Source organism: Bacteroides oleiciplenus YIT 12058, assembly GCF_000315485.1.
GTDB lineage: Bacteria > Bacteroidota > Bacteroidia > Bacteroidales > Bacteroidaceae > Bacteroides > Bacteroides oleiciplenus.
The window spans coordinates 676462-697267 of sequence record NZ_JH992942.1 but is presented as its reverse complement, the minus strand read 5'-3'; the positions used below and the strand labels follow the sequence as shown (position 1 = coordinate 697267).

10 protein-coding genes and 1 pseudogene are annotated in these 20806 nt (G+C 45.8%); 7 read left to right on the top strand and 4 right to left on the bottom strand.

Going from position 1 to position 20806, the window contains the following annotated elements:
- Positions 1-56: 56 nt before the first annotated feature.
- From HMPREF9447_RS16055 to HMPREF9447_RS16040, 4 genes are all read right to left on the bottom strand, one after another.
- On the bottom strand, positions 57-1085 hold the full coding sequence (locus tag HMPREF9447_RS16055; protein ID WP_052315204.1) for a FecR family protein: 1029 nt from the start codon (positions 1083-1085) through the stop codon (positions 57-59).
- A 114-nt stretch (positions 1086-1199) separates the two neighbouring features.
- Complete coding sequence (locus HMPREF9447_RS16050) at positions 1200-2360, bottom strand: M24 family metallopeptidase (RefSeq protein WP_009130802.1); 1161 nt, start codon at positions 2358-2360, stop codon at positions 1200-1202.
- Between the two features lie 212 nt (positions 2361-2572).
- Positions 2573-3910, bottom strand: coding sequence for an NADP-specific glutamate dehydrogenase (gene gdhA, locus HMPREF9447_RS16045; protein WP_009130801.1), 1338 nt, complete (start codon positions 3908-3910; stop codon positions 2573-2575).
- Positions 3911-4151: 241 nt separating this feature from the next.
- A complete protein-coding gene (locus HMPREF9447_RS16040) occupies positions 4152-6260 on the bottom strand; it encodes a prolyl oligopeptidase family serine peptidase (RefSeq protein ID WP_044138279.1) in 2109 nt (702 codons plus the stop codon).
- 539 nt (positions 6261-6799) lie between these two features.
- On the opposite strand from HMPREF9447_RS16040, the gene HMPREF9447_RS16035 reads away from it, so the two are divergent.
- From HMPREF9447_RS16035 to HMPREF9447_RS16005, 7 genes and pseudogenes are all read left to right on the top strand, one after another.
- Complete coding sequence (locus HMPREF9447_RS16035; protein ID WP_009130799.1) at positions 6800-9265, top strand: glycoside hydrolase family 9 protein; 2466 nt, start codon at positions 6800-6802, stop codon at positions 9263-9265.
- 35 nt (positions 9266-9300) lie between these two features.
- The gene (locus HMPREF9447_RS16030; protein WP_009130798.1) at positions 9301-10113 is read left to right on the top strand and encodes a ThuA domain-containing protein; all 813 of its coding nucleotides are present in this window, start codon (positions 9301-9303) and stop codon (positions 10111-10113) included.
- 63 nt (positions 10114-10176) lie between these two features.
- Positions 10177-10383, top strand: a pseudogene (locus HMPREF9447_RS16025) (DUF5009 domain-containing protein); the annotation flags it as partial.
- Positions 10384-10402: 19 nt separating this feature from the next.
- Positions 10403-12448 carry a hypothetical protein gene (locus HMPREF9447_RS16020; protein WP_009130796.1) on the top strand — a complete coding sequence of 682 codons (2046 nt, stop codon included), beginning with the start codon at positions 10403-10405 and terminating at the stop codon, positions 12446-12448.
- A gap of 425 nt (positions 12449-12873) precedes the next feature.
- Complete coding sequence (locus tag HMPREF9447_RS16015) at positions 12874-16005, top strand: SusC/RagA family TonB-linked outer membrane protein (RefSeq protein WP_244267632.1); 3132 nt, start codon at positions 12874-12876, stop codon at positions 16003-16005.
- Positions 16006-16016: 11 nt separating this feature from the next.
- On the top strand, positions 16017-17981 hold the full coding sequence (locus tag HMPREF9447_RS16010) for a RagB/SusD family nutrient uptake outer membrane protein (RefSeq protein ID WP_009130794.1): 1965 nt from the start codon (positions 16017-16019) through the stop codon (positions 17979-17981).
- A 34-nt stretch (positions 17982-18015) separates the two neighbouring features.
- A complete protein-coding gene (locus HMPREF9447_RS16005; protein WP_009130793.1) occupies positions 18016-20793 on the top strand; it encodes a SusC/RagA family TonB-linked outer membrane protein in 2778 nt (925 codons plus the stop codon).
- Positions 20794-20806 lie beyond the last annotated feature (13 nt).

Genomic DNA, 20806 nt, shown 5'->3' with positions numbered 1-20806 from the left:
TGGTGTTTTTTAGTTATTACTTCATAGGCTATCATTTTTATGGATTAATACTATTTTTACTTATATACTTCGATGACACTTGTAGAAAGCGTATCATTTTCAATTTTATCAGGATGCTTGATTTTGAATTTAATACCTGAAGCCAGTTCAAGATAGCCTAACACTTGTTGCAAAGGTTCATTGGTGAACTTGGCAGTAATTTCCGATTGCATAATTTGGGGGTTCTTCACAGCAAAACGTACATTATAATAGCGGCTCAATACTTTGAGAACCTGCTCCATGGGATGTTGACAGAATATGATTTTCCCTTCTCTCCATACCTTATCGCTTTCCGTGTTAACGGTAGCAATACATAACCGATGTGTTTCACGGTTATATGTCGCCTTTTCATTAGGCTTAAGAAGTTTCTGAATGAGTCTCCCATCGACAAGATGAATATTTAATTTGACTTTACCGGAAACAAGGGTCGTTTCAATCAGATGATCATCCTCATAGGCGGTAATATTAAATTCTGTACCCAAGACTTCAACAGAATAAAAATCATCGATACGTACCATAAAAGGAGCATCTTCATCCCTTTTCACACTGAAATATCCTTGCCCTTCAAGATGCACCTCTCTTTTTTTTGAAGAAAACTCTGCCGGATATTTAAGCTTACCACCAGAATTTAACCACACTTTTGAACCATCAGGCAAATCAAAAGAAGATATCATCCCCGAATTTGTCTTTACTTCTACATAGCGTTGGATATTATTATAATCTTGCAATATAAGGTAACCTGCAAGAATAAGAATAGGAATAAATAAAACGGCAGCAATACGCTGTGTAACCATGAGACTTTGATGGAAGAGAGAAGAATATCTCCGGCTACTTATTTTCTTTTTCAGGTTCAGTAAAGCAGACTCAGGAGAAGCAGCATTCATGTTCTGCAAACGATCGGATGCCTGCAATATAAAATATAATTGTTCTAATGTCTTTTTATTATCATCCGACTGACTTTCCCAAGCCTCAACGGTGACAGATTCTTCAGAGGTACATTCACCCTGAAGATAGCGTACTAATAAATCTTCATTTATACTCATCATTCACTTCATATTAGTTATAGAACTGCCCAAAGTCTTTATTAACTTCGAGTTTCTATAACTAATACAAAGCAGAATATAAATATACTAAAGTAAAAACTACTTTTTTTCTAAAAATTATAATTCTACTATTTCCTCCTTGCACAGCGTCAATTTCTCTACCCCCTCTGCCGTCACTGCCCATGAGTTTTCAATACCCAACGGACCGACACCCGGCAATACAATTTTCGGTTCGAGAGCAAACACCATGCCCGGCTCCAATTCCTGTTTCATGCGGGGGGCCAATACAGGAGCTTCATTGATTTCCAAACCAATGCCATGACCGATGAACTTCGCCTTCTGCCCTGCTCCCATGAAATAATCTGCAAAACCGGCCTTGGTCACCAAGTCGATAGCTGTATTATAAAGATCCTCGCATACGGCACCGGGCTTTGCTTTCTCAATTACGGCTTCCTGTATTTCCAGACAAGTCTGATGTGCTGCATACGCCTTTTCCGGTAACTTGCCGATAGAGAACACGCGGCTCATGTCGCCCATATAACCATTGAAGTTTCCACCCATATCCACCATCAGACTCTGTCCGGGTTGCAACAACGCACCGTTTGCACCGATAGGCAGTGACGGATCCAGCCCCTCGCCACCCAAAGCAAAGTCATAAGGCGCAGGCGCCGTAGCATTATCTCCTGCCAACAGGCTGCCCATGAATATCTCCATACTCTGGCCAAACGTGCGGAAAATACCGAGACAACCTTCCAAACGCATCAGACGCTCTATCTCAATAGACAGCTGACGGTCAGTCATCCCCGGCTGATAAACGGTAGGAATTTGTTCGTATGCCTTAGTATGTGCAGCACCCGAGCGACGGAACATTTCAAGCTCAATGCCCGTTTTTACACTGCGTGCCTTGCGGATAAGAGGTGTTCCATTCACCACAGTAGCCTCCGGGAAGCAAGCTGCCAAGCGGGTATATTCCGTATAAGGCAGTTCATCTCCTTCCAACATCAGCTTTGTTGGCAATGGTAAGCCGCATTCTTTCAGCAACTCTGGTAATTGTTCAGGTTTACGGATAGGATGTATATGCTCACCCTCAATATTATTAGGACGCTTAATGAACAAGCGAGCCGGAGCATTCAGCGGCAAATACAAATAACCGCTGACAACACGTCCATACGTATAGATTAAATTTACATTGCAGGCAATAAGAGCGGCATCAATCTCTTGTTGAGCCATGAGAACACGTATCTTATCGCGTCTCAACTTCAATTCCGGTTGTAACATCTCCTTGTTATTTATGATTTTCAAGGTACAAAGGTAAAAAAAAACAGTGATTAGTGATTAATGATTAGTGATTAATACATAGCACCCATACGCTGCACGGCATTAACCACTAATCATTAATCACTAATCACTATAAAAAAGCGCTGCCCTACACCTTCACAGGCAGGGCAGCACAAACCACAAATACAAATACAACTAAACAAAGTTTTCCTTTAAATAATTCCCTGACCCATCATGGCGTGAGCCACCTTCATGAAGCCTGCAATATTAGCACCCTTCACGTAGTTGATGTAACCGTCAGGTTCTGTCCCATATTTTACGCATTGCGCATGAATGCCGTGCATAATAGCGTGCAGTTTTTCGTCCACTTCGGCAGCGCTCCAACTGAGGTGCATTGCGTTCTGCGACATTTCCAGACCGGAAGTGGCAACACCACCGGCATTGACTGCCTTACCCGGAGCATACATTACCTTATGTTCGATGAACAGGTCGATAGCTTCCGGCGTACAGCCCATATTGGATATTTCACCTACACACATCACTTTATTCTCAATCAACTGACGGGCATCGTCGCCGTTCAGTTCATTCTGCGTAGCACAAGGCAACGCAATATCAGCTTTCACTTCCCAAGGACGTTTACCAGCAACAAATGTAGAGCCGGGGAATTCGTCTGCATACGGAGCTACTATATCATTGCCCGACGCACGAAGTTCAAGCATATATTCTATCTTTTCACCACTGATACCGTTTGGGTCATAGATGTAACCATCCGGACCGGAGATAGTAACCACCTTGGCACCCAGTTCGGTTGCTTTAGTAGCAGCACCCCAAGCCACATTTCCGAAACCGGAAATAGCAACGGTCTTACCTTTGATATCAATACCTTTAGCTTGCAACATCTGATTCACGAAATACAATCCACCGAAACCAGTAGCCTCCGGACGAATCAGTGAACCACCGAATTCCATACCTTTTCCGGTAAATGTACCGGTAAATTCACGCGTCAGTTTCTTATACATACCAAACATATAGCCCACTTCACGACCACCTACACCAATATCACCGGCAGGTACGTCCATATCCGGACCAAGATGACGCCACAATTCAAGCATGAAAGCCTGGCAGAAGCGCATGATTTCAGCATCACTCTTACCGCGTGGAGAGAAGTCGGAACCACCTTTACCTCCACCCATAGGCAGAGTAGTCAGTGCATTCTTGAAAGTCTGTTCGAAACCTAAGAATTTCAAAATGGAAAGGTTTACGGATGCATGGAAACGAATACCGCCTTTGTACGGGCCAATGGCATTGTTGAATTGTACACGGTAACCGAGGTTGGTTTGCACTTCACCTCTATCGTCTACCCACGTAACACGGAACGTGAAGATGCGATCCGGTTCAACCAAGCGTTCTATAATTTTAGCTTTCTCGAACTCTGGATGCTGATTATAGATATCTTCGATGGAAAGAAGTACTTCCTTTACGGCTTGAAGATATTCAGACTCGCCGGGATGCTTTGCCTCTAAAGAGGACATAATTCGTTCGATATTCATAATATTACGTTTTAAAAGGTTTATCCTTTCGTGATTTCAAGGTCATTCGTACAAAGTGTCAACGAATAACACTGCAAATATAGGGAAACTTTTGAATTTACCTATATTTTTCAGCGATATTTTGATTAAATAATGATAAAACGTCAGATAAATTAAAAATTGAGAATTGAAAATTAAAAAATGATAGACTACATTGTCCTGTTGCACAATCTATCATTTTTTAATTTTCAATTCTCAATTTTTAATTTATCCCCATTCCCAGATTATACATAACAAAGCCATAAATGTCTGCCTGTTCTTCCAGAACTTTAGCCATAGGCTTGCCTGCACCGTGTCCGGCTTTGCTGTCGATACGGATAAGGGTAGGATTCGTTCCGTCGTTACACTCTTGTAGGGTAGCGGCAAATTTGAATGAGTGGGCAGGAACTACGCGGTCGTCATGATCGGCCGTAGTAACCATGGTTGCAGGATACTTGGTACCCGGTTTCAGGTTGTGTAGCGGAGAATAGCCTTTCAGGTACTCAAACATTTCCTTGCTGTCCGCACTCGTACCATAATCGCTTGCCCAGTTCCAGCCGATGGTGAACTTATGATAACGAAGCATATCCATCACGCCCACTTGCGGAATAGCTACACAGAAAAGGTCGGGACGTTGTGTCATGCAGGCACCTACCAACAAACCGCCATTGGAACCACCCACGATAGCAATCTTATCTTTATTGGTATACTTATTATTAATAAGATATTCGGCAGCCGAAATGAAGTCATCAAATACATTCTGTTTCTGCATCTTCGTACCAGCCACGTGCCAGTCCTCACCATACTCGCCACCACCGCGCAAGTTAGCCTGCGCATAAATACCGCCATTTTCCAGGAACGGAATACGCGAAGTGGAGAAGCTTGGATAGAGGCTGATGTTGAAACCGCCGTAAGCGTACAGATACACCGGATTCTTACCGTCTTTCTTCAAGTCTTTCTTATAAGTCAGGAACATAGGTATTTTCGTACCGTCCTTGCTGGGATAGAACACCTGTTCTGTTACATATTCATCCGGATTGAATGCTACTTTAGGAGCACGGAAAAGTTCGTATGTATTCTTATCCATATCATACTTATAAGTAGCTCCGGGAGTAGTGAACGACGTAAAGCCGAAGAAACACTCCTTATCGTCCTTATCACCGCTGAAACCAACAGTACCGAGTGACGGCAACTGGATTTCCTGTATTTCCTTCCCATCCAGGTCATATACATAGGCATGGTTGGCAACATCCTTATCATATGTCAGGAAGAGTTTTCCGCCGATTATCTGGGCACCGGAAAGTACATTTTCCGTTTCAGGAATCAGTTCTGTCCAGTCTTTTAAGGCAGGCTTATTGATGTCCGCCACCATCAGGCGGTATTTGGGTGCATCGTAATTGGTGAACATATACATCTTATCCCCGATTATCTCAAGCGGATAATAGTTATAGTCCATATCCGTAGCCATTGCCACAAAGGGCGCATTCGGTTTGCGTAAATCCTTCATGTGCAGAGCGTTTCCGCGTCCGTCTCCCGATTCATACAGGAACATAACTGTTTCATCTTCATTCACGCTGGCACTATAAAAACGCTTCGGGTAAGCCGGGTTCTGATAAATCAGCTTATCTTCCGACTGCGGCGTACCCATCTTATGATAGTAAATCTTATGTTTCTCATTGACATTGGAGAACTCTTTTCCTTTCACCGGAGCATCATAGGCACTATAATAAAATCCGTCTCCCTGCCAGGAAGCACCCGAGAACTTCGCCCACTGAATATGGTCGTCCAGCAGCTTGCCGGTTGCCGTGTCCAGTACGTAGATTTCCGTCCAGTCCGAACCGCTACGCGAGATAGTATATGCTGTATATTTACCATCGTTTGAGAAAGAAATACCGGTCAAAGCTACTGTGCCGTCATCCGATAGTTTGTTGGGGTCGAGGAATACACGCGGTTCGCCATCCAGGCTGTCCTGCACATAGAGCACGCTCTGGTTCTGCAAGCCGTCGTTTTTATAGAAATAATACTTACCATGCTTTTTGAATGGCGTACCAATCTTTTCATAATTAGCCACATCCGTCAACCGTTTCAGCAAAGCATCACGGAAGGGAATTTTAGACAAGTAATCGTTTGTTACCTTGTTCTGGGCTTCCACCCATGCGGCAGTTGCAGCAGAAGTATCATTCTCCAACCACCGATACGGGTCGGGAACTTCTGTTCCAAAATAAACATCTACAGTATCCACCTTCGTGGTTTCAGGATACGTAATCTTCTGTTGTTGTTGAGCACATGACATCATGATGATACCGGTTGCGAATAAAGTTACTTTTTTCATATTATACATAAATAGGAAATGATTGTTCATTCTTTTTTGAGAATTGTCGTGAAAACGTCTCATCAAATTCAGGCGTTAAAAATACAAAAACAACCAATAGGAAACAAGGGTTTATCCTATAATTATATTTTAAATTGCATTTAATGCAGAGGGAAAAGAAAACCGATAGCCAAGAAGAAGGGCAGAGTGAATGAAGATGATATTCAGAAAGTATCGAGAAAGATTATGTATATAGCAAATTCAGTACAAACTCGGTATATACTCGGTACAAATTCGGTTAAATGGTATATTTAACGGGAGTGAACCGAATTTGCTAAGAGAAAAGATCCAATATATACGGAAGAGAAAAGAACGTAGGCAAAGGAAGAGGAAATTAAGAAGAAAAGAAGGATACCTTAGTTTAAATATTATCACAAGAAGTCGAGATTCTATCATTTTCCTTCATTTTGATGGTTTTTAAAGGTTTTATGGCGGTTATCAAACCTTCTTTTGCTAAATAATAGCTAACCTTGCATTAGAAACAAAAGGTTAACATAATCATGAGAAAAAAATCATTCGTATTACTCTTGTTGTTCATCGGCAATTCTTCTCTTTTCAGCCAAAATCTTCTGACGGGGGATGCCCAACTGGAAAAGCAAGTTTATGAAACAGGATTGATTCATGCTCCGCTACCTTTGAACACCGCCCGGTCTTTCGAAGAAAAAGCCCTGAAAAAAGAAATCCTGTCCAGCCAACCGCTTACGGTATCCGGCGGAACGGATGGATGGCGCCACTCCGGACAAGGGGAAATGTCTTTTTCTAAAGAGAAATCCGTATCGGGTAAAGGAAGCATCCGTCTGTCCTTCCCTACATCTACAGGAAAAAGAGCTACCGGCTCTCCCTCCGACCCCGACTATGCAACCTATGGAAACAGCCGCGTCACCTATCACGTCAATGGAAAAAACTGGGAAGGATACAACCGAATCTTCTTTTCCATCTATCCCGATTGTGACGGAGCCCGCGTGGTCAATATGAACCTGACATTTACAAACGACAGTTCCACCCCCAAAGCAGGATACAACCCTCCCAGCGGTTCGCATCTCATCAATCTCGTAAACAAGACGTGGAACCATTGTTTCCTCGAGATAGATGAATATCAACGGGATAAAGTAATGGCAATCAGCTTTGATACGGCCCTGAAAGGGAAAGACCGGACTACGGGTGATTCTGCCGTTTATTATATCGATAACCTCCAACTGCAACAAATCAAGAACCCTGAGCAGGTAAGCGGATGGAGTCCGGCAGAGCATACAATTGCTTATTCCACCACAGGATATGAAACAGGTGAACGGAAAACGGCCATCGTCAACACCGGATTGTGTGGTCAATGGAAACATTTCCAACTGATTAATGCTGCTAACAACCAGGTTGCGTACGAAGGTTCACTGGAGCGGCAGCAAACGACCATCGGAGAATTCGGAGTTATCGACTTTACCGCTTTCAATCAGCCGGGAGATTATCAGCTGAAAGTAGGCGACATCATGACATCCCCGTTCCGGATAGGTGAAAACATATGGGATAATTCCCTTTGGAGAGTACTGAACTTCCTGTTTTGCCAACGCTGCGGACATCCCGTTCCCGGTAAACATGCGGCCTGCCATACGGATTTATTTTCCCAGCATGACGGAAAAAGTATCTCCTACTCAGGCGGATGGCACGATGCAGGCGACTTGTCGCAACAGACTTTACAGACCGGAGACGTGACTTTCTCTTTACTGGAAGCCTACAATCGCCTCAAAGAAACCAATGCCCCACTGGCTGCACGCTTACTGGAGGAAGCTGAATGGGGAGTCGAGTTTATCTTGAAGAACCGCTACGGGGATGGTTACCGTGCCAGCAGCATGGGATTGCTTATCTGGCAGGATGGCGTTCTGAATACATTGGATGATATTCATTCGGTACGTGTTCAGAACATGGCCTTCGACAATTTCCTGTATGCAGGCTATGAGGCTTATGCCGCCATGACCATAGACCGGGACCCGATGCTGCAAGAACATCTGCGGAAAGTGGCGGAAGAGGATTTCTCATTTGCTACGGAGAAGTTCAAAAAAGATGGTTTCGACCAGTTCAAGCAGATGTACGAACATAGCTACAACACCTCTCACAGCCAATATATGGCAACCATATCCTGGTCTGCCAGCATGCTCTACAAACTGACGGGGAAATCTTGCTATGCGGAAACTGCTGCGGAAGCCATCCGGTACGTACTCGATTGCCAGCGTACCGAACCACTGAAAGACAAAGAAAAAACATGTGGATTCTTCTATCGGGATAAATCCCGGAAATCCATTGTACACTATATCCATCAGTCGCGCGAGCAGGTTTACATGCAAGCCATGACCTTACTCTGCGAAACGCAGAAGGAGCATCCCGATTATCAGAAATGGTCGAACTCCATAAAACTGTACGGAAACTATCTGAAAGGCCTGATGAAATATACCCAACCTTACGGAATGGTTCCGAGCGGAGTATATCATGCGGAGGAGTATAAAGATTCCGCCAGCTTCTATTCCCTCCATCTTTTTCCGCCTGCTAATGCTAAGGAACTATATACGGAACAGATAACACGGGGAGTCAAACTCGATAAAGAACATTATCTGAAACGTTTCCCCGTATGGTTCAGCATCTTCAATGGTAACACAGCCATCCATCTTTCTACCGGAAAATCCGCCGCCATCTGCGGAAACTTCCTCAAAGATGAAGAGTTACTGAGCATCGGACGCGAACAACTTTACTGGACCGTCGGGAAGAATCCTTTCGGGCAGTCCCTGATATATGGAGAAGGGCACAACTATCCGCAGATGAACACTTTCTCTTCCGGCGAGATGACCGGCGAAATGCCTGTCGGTATCCGTACGCTGGGCAATGACGACATCCCCTACTGGCCGCAGACCAACAATGCCTGTTACAAGGAAGTGTGGGTGACCTCGGCCGGAAAATGGTTATCGCTTATCGCCGAATATTAAGAAAGAAGTTATTAATCATATAAAATATACATGCTATGAGAACTATTAAATTTTATCTTACTCTATTGTTTGCTGTCTGCACATTTCTGGTAAATGCGCAAGCACCTCAGGTCTATCCGGCCAATTATGCCAATGCGCCCCGTTTCAAAGCGCTGGTTTATTATACGCAACATGCAGAAGAAGCACACTACCAATTCTCCCTGCAAGCAGTAGAGTTCTTCAAGAAACTGAACTATGGTGACGGTTTTGTACTGGACTTCACCATGGACCTCTCCTCATATACCTACGAAAAGCTGAAAGATTACAGCGTAGTGGTAATGCTCGACGGTTATCCTAATACAAAAGCCGAACGTGACGCTTTTGAGAAATACATGGAAAACGGAGGAGGCTGGGTAGGCTTCCACGTTGCCGCCTATAATGACAAGAACACAAATTGGCCTTGGTTTGTAGATTTTCTGGGTGGCGGGGTTTTCTATTGCAATAACTGGCCCCCTCAACCTGTACTGGTTGAAGTTGACAATGAGAATCACCCCGTCACCAAGAATTTACCTGCCGCTTTTGTGGCTCCATCCAGCGAATGGTATCAATGGAACCCCAGTCCGAGAGCCAACAAAGACGTAGAAGTTCTGCTCACTCTCTCTCCCAAGAACTATCCGTTAGGCATCAAAGATGTGGTCAATTTTGGCGACTTCCCCATCGTATGGACCAATACCAAGTACCGGATGATATACCTGAACATGGGACATGGCGATGAAGAATTCATCGATGCTACACAAAACCTCTTATTTGTAAATGCTTTCCGTTGGGTGGTTAGTACTGACAAGAAAGGAGATCCGTTTAAGAAATAAAAGTCAGCAAATACCCGATACTGAATGAAAAACTCAACATTACAACGTGTAGCGGCCGTGGATAACATCATCAAGCCTGCCGGAACCGCCACACTCACCTGCTATGTGATACCTTATTTATGGTATCCCATACAGCAATTGTTGGAATGGCATTATCCACATGCGCTATACAGTGGAATCCCCGGATTACTCAAATCACTTGTGTTTTCCCTCATCATTGTTATTATCGCCGGATTACTGGCTAAAATCAATATTAAACTGAAAATATAATCCGAAGATTTACAGGAATATGAAAATAAATCAATTTCTCAAGATAGTATTCATTGCGGTTTGCCTCCAGTTCATGGGTGTGCAGGCCAATGCTAAAGACATCGAAGTGCAAAATGGGAATATCGTTCTGGATTTCAGCACCAAGATTTCAGCACAGGCCCCTGCCGGCAAATACACCATAAAAAGAGCTACCGGAAAATTCAGCGAATACAAAACAATCGGCAGCACCTCTTCAACAACGTTTGTCGATAAAAAGCCGAAAGGAAATCCCCATGATTATTACTATCAGATTATGGATAGTAAAGGTGAATTGGTGGCTTCTATTTCTATGGATGCCGAGTTATTCGGCAACTATGTATACATATATAGCAATACGGACCGGAAAGAAGACGTGGGACATGAAATCAATGCCATTCACGACCAGATGTTCGGCAAGGAATTTAGTCCCAACCGTTATGCCCTCTTGTTCAAGGCGGGAGATTACAAGGAAGCCGGACTGCTGAAAGTCCCGTTCTATGTACATCTGGCAGGGTTGGGCAAAACACCGTTTGACGTGGAAGTTTCCAATATACACACCCCACCCCATCTAAGTAACGGAAACGGTACATGTACCTTCTGGCGCTCTACAGAAAACCTGTCCGTCATAGGACCGGAAACCTACGACGAAGAAGAAACTTTCAAATGGGCCGTATCGCAGGCAGCACCTATTCGCCGCATCTACTCACAGCGCGTTGTACGTAATCAGTGGGAAAACGGATGGGTAAGCGGCGGATTCACCGCAGACTGCTATTTTGAAGCTGCCGCAGGTTCTAAGAACCAACAACAATGGTACACCCGCAATTCCTTCCTGAATAAAGGACGTGGGGAGTTCGAAGAAATCAAATACAACTACTGTTTCCAAGGTGTTGAACTGGGGCCGGAAGTAGATACAAATACCTATCAGAACAACTGGGACAAAGGAGGAAATGTAACTTTCATCCCCACTACCCCAGTCATACGCGAAAAGCCGTTCTTGTTTATCGGCGACGACGGAAGATACAAAGTATTCCGTCCGGCACTGAAACACGAACACAAAGGAGTCTCCTACAGCCGCACTGATATGGGCGAAGGTGAAAGTCTGGATTTACTGAATGAATTCTATGTAGTGAAACCGGGTGCCTCGGCCGAATATATGAATAAGCAACTCGCAGCGGGTAAACATCTGCTTATAACTCCCGGCATGTACGAGCTTTCAGAACCACTTCATGTCACACGCCCCAATACTATTATATTAGGAATCGGGTGGGCAACTCTGATTCCGGGAGAAAAGAATTCCGATACGGCAATTCTGGTAGAAGATGTGGACGGAGTAACGATTGCCTCCCTGATGTTCGATGCACATTACACTTCCAACACCCTGATTCAGGTTGGTACAGAGAAAACAGCTCAAAGACATATACAGAATCCAATCTTGCTTGCTGATCTGTTCTTCAGGATAGGCGGATTCCGTCCGGCAAAGGTACACGTAGACCGTGCAGTCGAATTAAACAGCAATGACGTGATTGGCGACCATTTCTGGATATGGAGGGCAGATCATGGTGTTCGCGGCAGTGTAGGCTGGGAAATCAATACCACCCGAAACGGTCTGGTAGTAAACGGCGACCATGTCACCATTTACGGCTTATTCAACGAGCACTTCCAGGAATATCAGACTTACTGGACAGGAGAACATGGACGAACTTATTTCTATCAGTGCGAAACTCCCTATGACGCCCCTTCACAAGAATACTATATGAGTGAAAACGGCACACGCGCCGGATATGCCGCATATAAAGTAGCTGATAATGTGAATATTCATGAAGCTTTTGCCTTCGGCATTTATGATGTGCTACATAACGAAATAATGATTGAGAATTCAATAGAAGTACCCGATAAAGCTGGTATAAGAATGTATCACATGTGCAACAACACCCTTTCGGGAGGAGGTGCCAAAGGTTTCAACTATATATTGAACGGAATAGGGAAAAGTACCTATAATACACACCACGATTACAGGGCATATATAGATGAATTCATAGGAAAATGATATCGGAAAAGAATATGAAATACTTTTTATTTTCAGCCGAGTCTAACTGACAACTATATATATCAATAGATACTTTAATAAGGAGTGATGTTTTCAGGTAGCAACATGAGACTGTCTAACAACTAAAAAGTTAGATAGTCTCTTTTTTTTGTAATCAGCCAACAAGTCGGCTCTAACTCCTTGAAATGAAAGAGGTTTGACTATGAATTATATAGGTTAGGCGGCATGTTTTTTGGGGAATGATGTATTTTGGACTTTCTTTGATAGCTTTTAAACCTATGCGACATTAAAATGCAAATACTAGCGTTTTTTTAAACCTCAAATGTCATTTTTTCACCCACTATTGAAAACAAATCTACATACATTTGTGAAAATTCTAACGCTAATGATTTTAACACTTAATGATTTTACTTAATTTTAATGCTATGGGAAAGTTATGCAGATTACATCTCCTGTTGTTGGCTTTGTTGCTACCGGGAGTGTCCTTCGCACAAGATCTTTTTAAAGTGCAAGGTTGTGTTACTGACGAGCAGAACGAGCCACTTATCGGGGCTACCGTGCAGACTAAAGACAAGTCGAAAGGCACGATAACAGATAGTAGTGGCAACTATGCTTTGTCGGGAGTTCCCAAGGGTTCAACCTTGGTGTTTTCGTATGTCGGCTACAAGTCGAAAGAAGTAAAGGCAACATTAACTTCTCTTAATGTTGTTTTGGAACCGGATAATGAGATGCTCGATGAAGTGGTTGTCATCGGCTATGGCCAGCAGCGTAAGGTGACGCTGACGGGTTCTGTCTCCAACGTGGGTGGTAAGGAACTTCTCAAATCGCCAGCCGCATCGCTTGGTAACAGCCTTGCGGGTAAGCTCCCAGGTCTCCAGTCGGTACAGTACACCGGTGTTCCTGGTGCCGATGACCCTGTCATCCGCATCCGTGGTGTCGGTTCGTTCAACAGCGCCGAACCTCTCGTGCTTGTCGATGGTGTCGAGCGTGATTTCAGCCAAATAGACCCGAACGAGGTGCAGGACATTTCTATTCTTAAGGATGCTTCCGCTACGGCTGTCTTTGGTGTACGTGGTGCCAACGGCGTTATTCTTGTTACAACTCGTCGCGGCGAGATAGGCAAGCCTACCATCACACTGACAGCTTCAGTAGGTCTTCAGCAGATTTCTAAATTCCTTGAGCCGGCAAACTCCTACGAGTATGCAACGGCTTACAATCATGCTCAGGAAGTGGAAGGAGTAGCCGAGGACGGATGGAAGTTCTCGAAGGAAGCTATACAGCACTGGAAGGACATGGATATGCCCACCGTTTATCCAAGTACCAACTGGTTCAAGTACTTGATGGACGACCACGCATGGCAGGAACAATATAATATTAATGTGTCGGGTGGTACTGAACGTGCCCGCTATTTCGTTTCTGTCGGTATGCTCAATCAGGACGGTCTTTTCAAAACCTTCGACCAAGGTGATGACGCAAACTTCAAATACCGCCGTTACAACTTCCGTGCCAACCTCGATGTAGATTTCTCTAAGCTGGGTACGCTTTCTATCGGTATCGGTGGACGTATTGGCAGACGCAACTCTATCGGTAATGGTGAGTATAACGGTCAGTCAGGTGTCTTTGGTGTTGAGGGTCTTCTCAACAATGGTACGCCAATGTCAGGCTACGGTCTTGATAGTGAGGGACGTCGTATTATTTCCGACCCTGATCTCGTTGGCGCAGTTGGCTCCGATGGTCTCGGTCTTATCTACCAGCACGGTTATACTACTCAGCGTCAGAGTGTTGTAAACCTCGATCTTCAGTATAAACTCAAGCTCGACTTTATCACCAAGGGTCTTGATTTCCGTATCAAGGGTTCCTACAACTCTGACTATACACAGCAGAAAGCACGTACTACTGGCGATGGTATCAGCTACAAGGCCACCATCGCTAAGGGTGAATACCAGGAAGACGGTTCTCCAAAGATTGTTTATGTCCGTCAGGGTGACTCATGGCCTCTTGGCTATGAGGAGAGAAAATGGGGAGGTAGAAACTGGTATGCAGAGGCGAGTTTCAACTATGCCCGCAAGTTCGGTGACCATAATTTCGGTGCGCTCGTTCTTTATAATGAATCTAAAAACTACTATCCCGGCGGTGTCTACAATTCTATCCCCCGTGGTTATGTAGGTATGGTAGGCCGTGTCACCTACGACTACCAGACTAAGTATATGGTAGACCTCAACATGGGCTATAACGGCTCAGAGAACTTCGCTAAAGGTAAGCGCTTTGGCTTTTTCCCTTCTGCTTCTATCGGCTGGATAATCTCTTCTGAAAAATTCTGGGAGCCTATCCGTAACGTTGTTTCCTATTTCAAACTTCGCGGTTCTATCGGTAAGGTAGGTAATGACCAGGGAGTTGGCCGTTTCCTCTATCTGCCTGGCACATGGCAGTTCTACACCAACAACGGTGGTGCATGGTGGACCAACGACCGTACGGGTAACTTCGGTACCAGCAACGGTACGTTCATGCCTGGCGCACGCGAATCCAGCAACGGTAACCCCGATGTTACTTGGGAAACAGCCACCAAGCAGAACTATGGTGCCGATGTACACTTCTTTGGAAGTCGCTTGAGTCTCGGTGTCGACTTCTTCTGGGAAGACCGCAAGAACATCCTCATTTCCAACGAAACAAGCATCGCAGGTATTTCCGCTCTCAAGCCCAACTCCGTCAACTTCGGCCGTGTCAAGAACCATGGTTATGAAATGACCCTACGCTGGGCCGACCAGATAGGTAAAGTGAACTACTCAATAGCTCCTACATTTGCTTTCGCACGCAACAAGGTTGTGGAAATGGCAGAAGTGAAGAAGGAATTCCCACACATGTACCGCACTGGTCATCCTGTAGGTCAGCCTTTCGGCTACGACTTCTTTGAGTTCTATGTTCCTGGTGAAACCGAACAGCGCTACAAGGAAGTTTACGGTGTCGACATGCCAGACCAGCAGATTACATTGCGTCCCGGTGACAGCGTATTCGTTGACCTCACAGGTGATGGTAAGGTGGATGCTAACGATGTACATGCTATCGGCTACAGCGATATTCCTGAGTATACTGGTAGCGTAAATGCAACGCTCAACTGGAAAGGTCTCGACTTCTCCATGACTTGGGTAGGTGCCACCCACGTCAACCGTCAGCTCAGTTCTTTCTATACTCCAGCCTTCGGTACAGGTAACCAGTCAATGCTCAACAAATGGGTCTATGACAATTCTTGGACCGAGAATAACCCCGGTGCCACCTTACCACGTATCTCTCTTGAGAAATCGGCACGCGAGCATAACGGTTCACTTTCAGACCCATGGATGGTCGATGCATCGTACATCCGTCTGAAGAACCTTGAGATTGGTTATTCGTTCCGCATACCCGGTGTGCCCATCAACAACATCCGTGTTTATGCCAATGGTTATAACCTCCTTACTTTCACGAGTTTCAAGGCCAATGACCCAGAGGCACAAGCAGGCTTTGGTAGCACGCGTTATCCTATGACCCGTGTTTACAACTTCGGTATCAACTTAAACTTCTAACACTCAAGACAATGAATCTTATAGAAAAAATAAAAACTGCTACTATTATATGTGTAGCTAGTATCATGATAGGGATGGGATCGCTGAGCTCCTGTGTCGATGATATCAACGTCGGAAGTGGCTTCCTCGACAAGCAGCCGGGTGTTGACGTAACCGTAGACTCCATCTTTGTCAAGGGAGAAAATGCAAAGCGTTTCCTCTGGCACATGTACGGTGCCATGCACAACCCTTTCACCTATACAGGTGCAGTATGGTATTCTCACCCCGATGCCCTTACCGATATTTGTCAGTCGTACTGCGGATGGCACAATCTCGGAAAGTACTACGGTGGTGACCTTACCGAGACCGACCAGGATAACGGCGGTCTTGTCAAGTTCCCCTTCATCGCCAACGGTGACGGCAATGGTCGTGCAGGCATCTGGCGTACCATCCGCGAAGGTTGGATTTTCATCGAGAACATCGATCGCGTTCCCGACTTGAGCGAATCAGAGAAGAGCCAGCTCCGTGGTGAGGTGTATGTCATCATGGCATCGCGCTATCTCGATGCTTTCCGCAACTTCGGAGGTCTTCCAAAAGTTGACCGCTCATTCGTGGCTACTGATATTGTAGATGGCAAGCGCATGAGCGTAATCGAGACAGCAGAGTTCATCGACGAGCTTATCCAGGGCGCCATCAACGAGCCGGGTCTTCCTTTCTTTGTGCAGGATCAGGCCACCAACTCCGGACGTCTGACCAAAGGCTCAGCCTATGGTCTGCGTGTAAGGCTGTGGAACTTCGTGGCTTCGCCTCTGTTTAACAGTGACAAGCCTTATCTTGAATTCACTCGAAACGAGGAGAATCAGGACCTCAGCCAGGTATGGGTTGGCGGTTACAAGCCCGAACTTTGGCAGAAAGCATTGAAGGCTTGTGAGGATTTCTTCCAAGCCAATAGCGCCAACGGCAACTATTTCGCCCTTGTACAGCCCACTGGTAACAGTGAGCAAGACTATTGCAACGCTTTCCGTGCCGCCTACTGGTTCCGTGGCAACAGCGAGAAGGTGATTGAAGTTCATGCTGGTCCGGGTACAGACGCTTGGAATGGTGACTGGAACGTAGAAGGTATGGATGAGTTCGGTATGGCTCTCTTCACCCTCGAATATATGGAAATGTTTGGTATGGCAAACGGTCGTAACTTCCCTTACGACGACGTGTTCAATACCGATAACCCCAACAACGTAGACATCTTTGCCAACCGCGACCCACGTCTCTACGAGACAATGGTGGTGAATCGCAACAATCTTGTTGAGCAATATCAGGGGCTTTCGAGCACCGAGATGTGGCAAGGTGGCAATGTTGACCAGACCTTCAATCCTGCTGTTACCGACAATCCATGGTCAACCCGTATGAAACTGTTCAAGTATCTCCGCGATAACGGCTATGCAGCATACTATCCGACCAACTTTGCTTATCTGCGTATGGCTGACATTCACCTTTGCTACGCTGAGGCACTCGCACAGACAGGCAATCTGCCGAAAGCTTGCGACGAAATGAATAAAGTGCGCGCACGCGTAGGTCTTGGCAAGATAGAGGTCATGAACCCAGAGCTCAACCTAACCACCAACAAGGACAACTTCATTGAGCAACTCCTTAAGGAACGTGCTTGTGAGTTCGGTTATGAAGACTCCCGCTGGTATGACCTCATCCGCTACAAGAGATCCGACATATTCAAGAAACAGGTACACCAGCTGCGTGTATGGCGCAAGGATGCCAACGGCAACAAGATGAATCCTGCCGACTACAATGGCAACACGAGTCTCGAACCCGGTGACCCTTGGCCGAACTGTATCTATGAGAAGATACCTTGTACCAACAATAGCCGCGTATGGTGGGATACTGACAATCAGACGAGCAAGTGGACCGACAAATGGTATCTCGCGCCTATTTCACGTGATGAGATCAACAAGGGCTATGGTCTGAACCAGAACCCGGGTTGGTAATCCAGATTTTAAAAATCAATAAGACTTATAAAATATGAATATAAATAGAATGTTGATGCTTGCGACTGCTGTTGTCTCTCTCACGGCAAATGCGCAGGTAAAACTCAACGATAAGAATGCAAATGCCTATGATTTGGGTTACGGCGTGGAAATAAGCAATTTCCTCAGCACCGCTTCTGCAACCACAATCACAGGTGAAGAATTGCAGCAGACCTCGGCAACTAACCTTGCCCAGGCTCTCTATGGACGTCTGCCAGGTCTAACGGCTCTATCGCAAGGCGGCTTCTCGGGCGACGAAAATAAGGGTGCCTCGTTTAATATTCGCGGCTATCACACGCTTAGCGATAAAAGTATCCTCATCCTCGTCGATGGCTACGAGCGTCCCATCGACCGCCTCAGTGTAGAGGAAGTGGAGAGCGTTACCATCCTCAAGGATGCTGCCGCTACGGCACTTCTTGGCCATGAGGGTATCAATGGTGCTATACTTGTGAAGACAAAGCGTGGCGTTGAAGGCAAGACACACGTCAAGGTGAACTACAGCCATAAGTTCCAGTTCGACCCTGAATTCGCAGACATGGTAGACGGTTACGGATATGCCAATGCTTTCAACCATGCCCGTCGCAACGACGGACTCTCTGCCGCATACACCGAACAGGAGCTTAACCTCTTCAAAGACGGTTCTGACCCGTACTTCTATCCTAATGTGAACTGGCGCGACCTTACTTTCAAGAACAAAGCCGAGGAAGACCATGCATACGTTTCGGTGTACGGAGGTACGAACAAGGTGAAGTACTACACCAATATCGATTATACCGATGTGCGTGGTGCTTTCAAGGACACCAAGCTGCCGGACTACAATACGCAGTTGCGCCAGTCGAAGGCCAATATTCGTACCAACCTCGACTTCAACATCACCAACACAACTCTCATGTCGGTGAACCTCTTCGGTATGTTCCAGGAGACCAAGCGGCCCTCCGACATCGGTGCTGACGATGCTACAGCTGCTATCTACAAACTGCCGGCAAGCGCTTTCCCCTACAAGACCTCAACAGGTATCTGGGGTGGTAACGAGGCATACGGTGATGCCAACCCCATTGCCAAAATTCAGGAGTCTGGTTTCTACAAGACCCATCAACGTCAGCTGTGGGTAGATGCCAAGCTGTCTCAAAAACTCGACTTCCTGCTCAAGGGTCTGAACGTATTTGTCAGTGCCGGCTATGCCAATTCGTCGATTTACGCGGAAGATTCGCACAAGGCACACCAGTATGGCTACGAGCGTTACACCGGTACCATTGGCGACAAGAACAACGTAGCTCTGAACACATTCGGTAACAAGGAAACCAACCTCACTTTCAATAACTGGAATGCCGGCCAGTGGTGGAAAGCAAAGGCCAGTGTAGGTATCAACTACAAACGTTCGTTCTTCGAAAACGACCACTTCAATGCTACCGTTATTTACGACAACAGTGGTGTGAGTACTGATGGACGTGGAAACACCTACTATCGTCAGAACATCATGGGAGTCTTCCACTACGATTTTCAGAACCGCTACGTTGCCGACCTTGTGCTTGCAGGTAACGGTTCCAGCCGTACCTATCCCTCAAAGTGGGCATTCTCACCCACACTGTCGCTCGGCTGGATTTACGCTGACAGCAACGATGGTCTGCTCAATTACGGTAAGCTGCGTGCATCAGCCGGCATCCAGCACACCGACTATATGCCTACCTATGGCATGTGGCTTCCCACATGGGATGTATCGCATGGTTATGTGATTATTGGTAACAACTACGGTGCTACATGGGGAGCATCGCTTGGCTCCTTCCCAACTACCAATTTCTCGCAAGAGACATCTACGAGCTTCAACCTTGGTACTGACCTTCGTCTGGCAAATGCTCTTGACATCTCAGTTGATGCTTTCTACCAGCTTCGCAGCCACATCATGCTCTCTGCAAGCAATGAGAATTCATCGGTGGTTGGTATACAGTCGTCATACAACGATGTTGGCGAAGTTAAGAGTTACGGTTTTGAGGTAAGTGCCAAGTATGTGAAGAAAATCACTTCCGACCTCAATCTCAACTTGGGTGCCAACTTGTCGTGGGCACGCAATGAGGTGAGCAAGTATATCGGCACACCGACCTATCCGCTGAGCGACCCTGTAGGCCGTCGTGTAAACGAGGCATGGGGACTCAAGTCAGCAGGATTTTTCAAGGATCAGGCCGACATCAACTCCAGCTACCGTCAGGAATACTCTACCGTAAGCCCTGGTGACATCAAATACCAAGACCTCAACGGTGACCAGGTAATCAACGAGTTCGATATTACCAGTCTCGATGGCGCTACTGACATCCCTGAGCTCAACTACGCCTTCAATGTCGGTGTAGAATACAAAGGCTTCGGTCTAAACGCATGGTTTCAGGGCACTGGCAACTACATGAAGTATCTTCCGTCAGCAATATGGGGTGGCATGGCCGACAATGGTAACCTTTCAGTGGATTACTACAACAACTGCTGGGATGTGGCTGGAAACAACGCTCTTTACCCACGTCTGACAACTCAGAACAACAGCAACAACAGCCAGGCAAGCAACGTATGGTACAAGCCTGTTCACTTCTTGAAGATGCGCAACATCGAGGTTTACTATAAAGTTCCTGCAAGGGTGCTCTCGAAGCTCTCTCTTACCGCAGCCAAGGTGTTTGTTCAGGGCGAGAACCTTCTTTCCTTCGACAACGTCGACGCTATGGATGCTGAGGTACTTTCGACGGCATATCCCATGTTCAAGGGTGTCAACATAGGTGTCACATTAACTTTCTAATTAAAGATACATT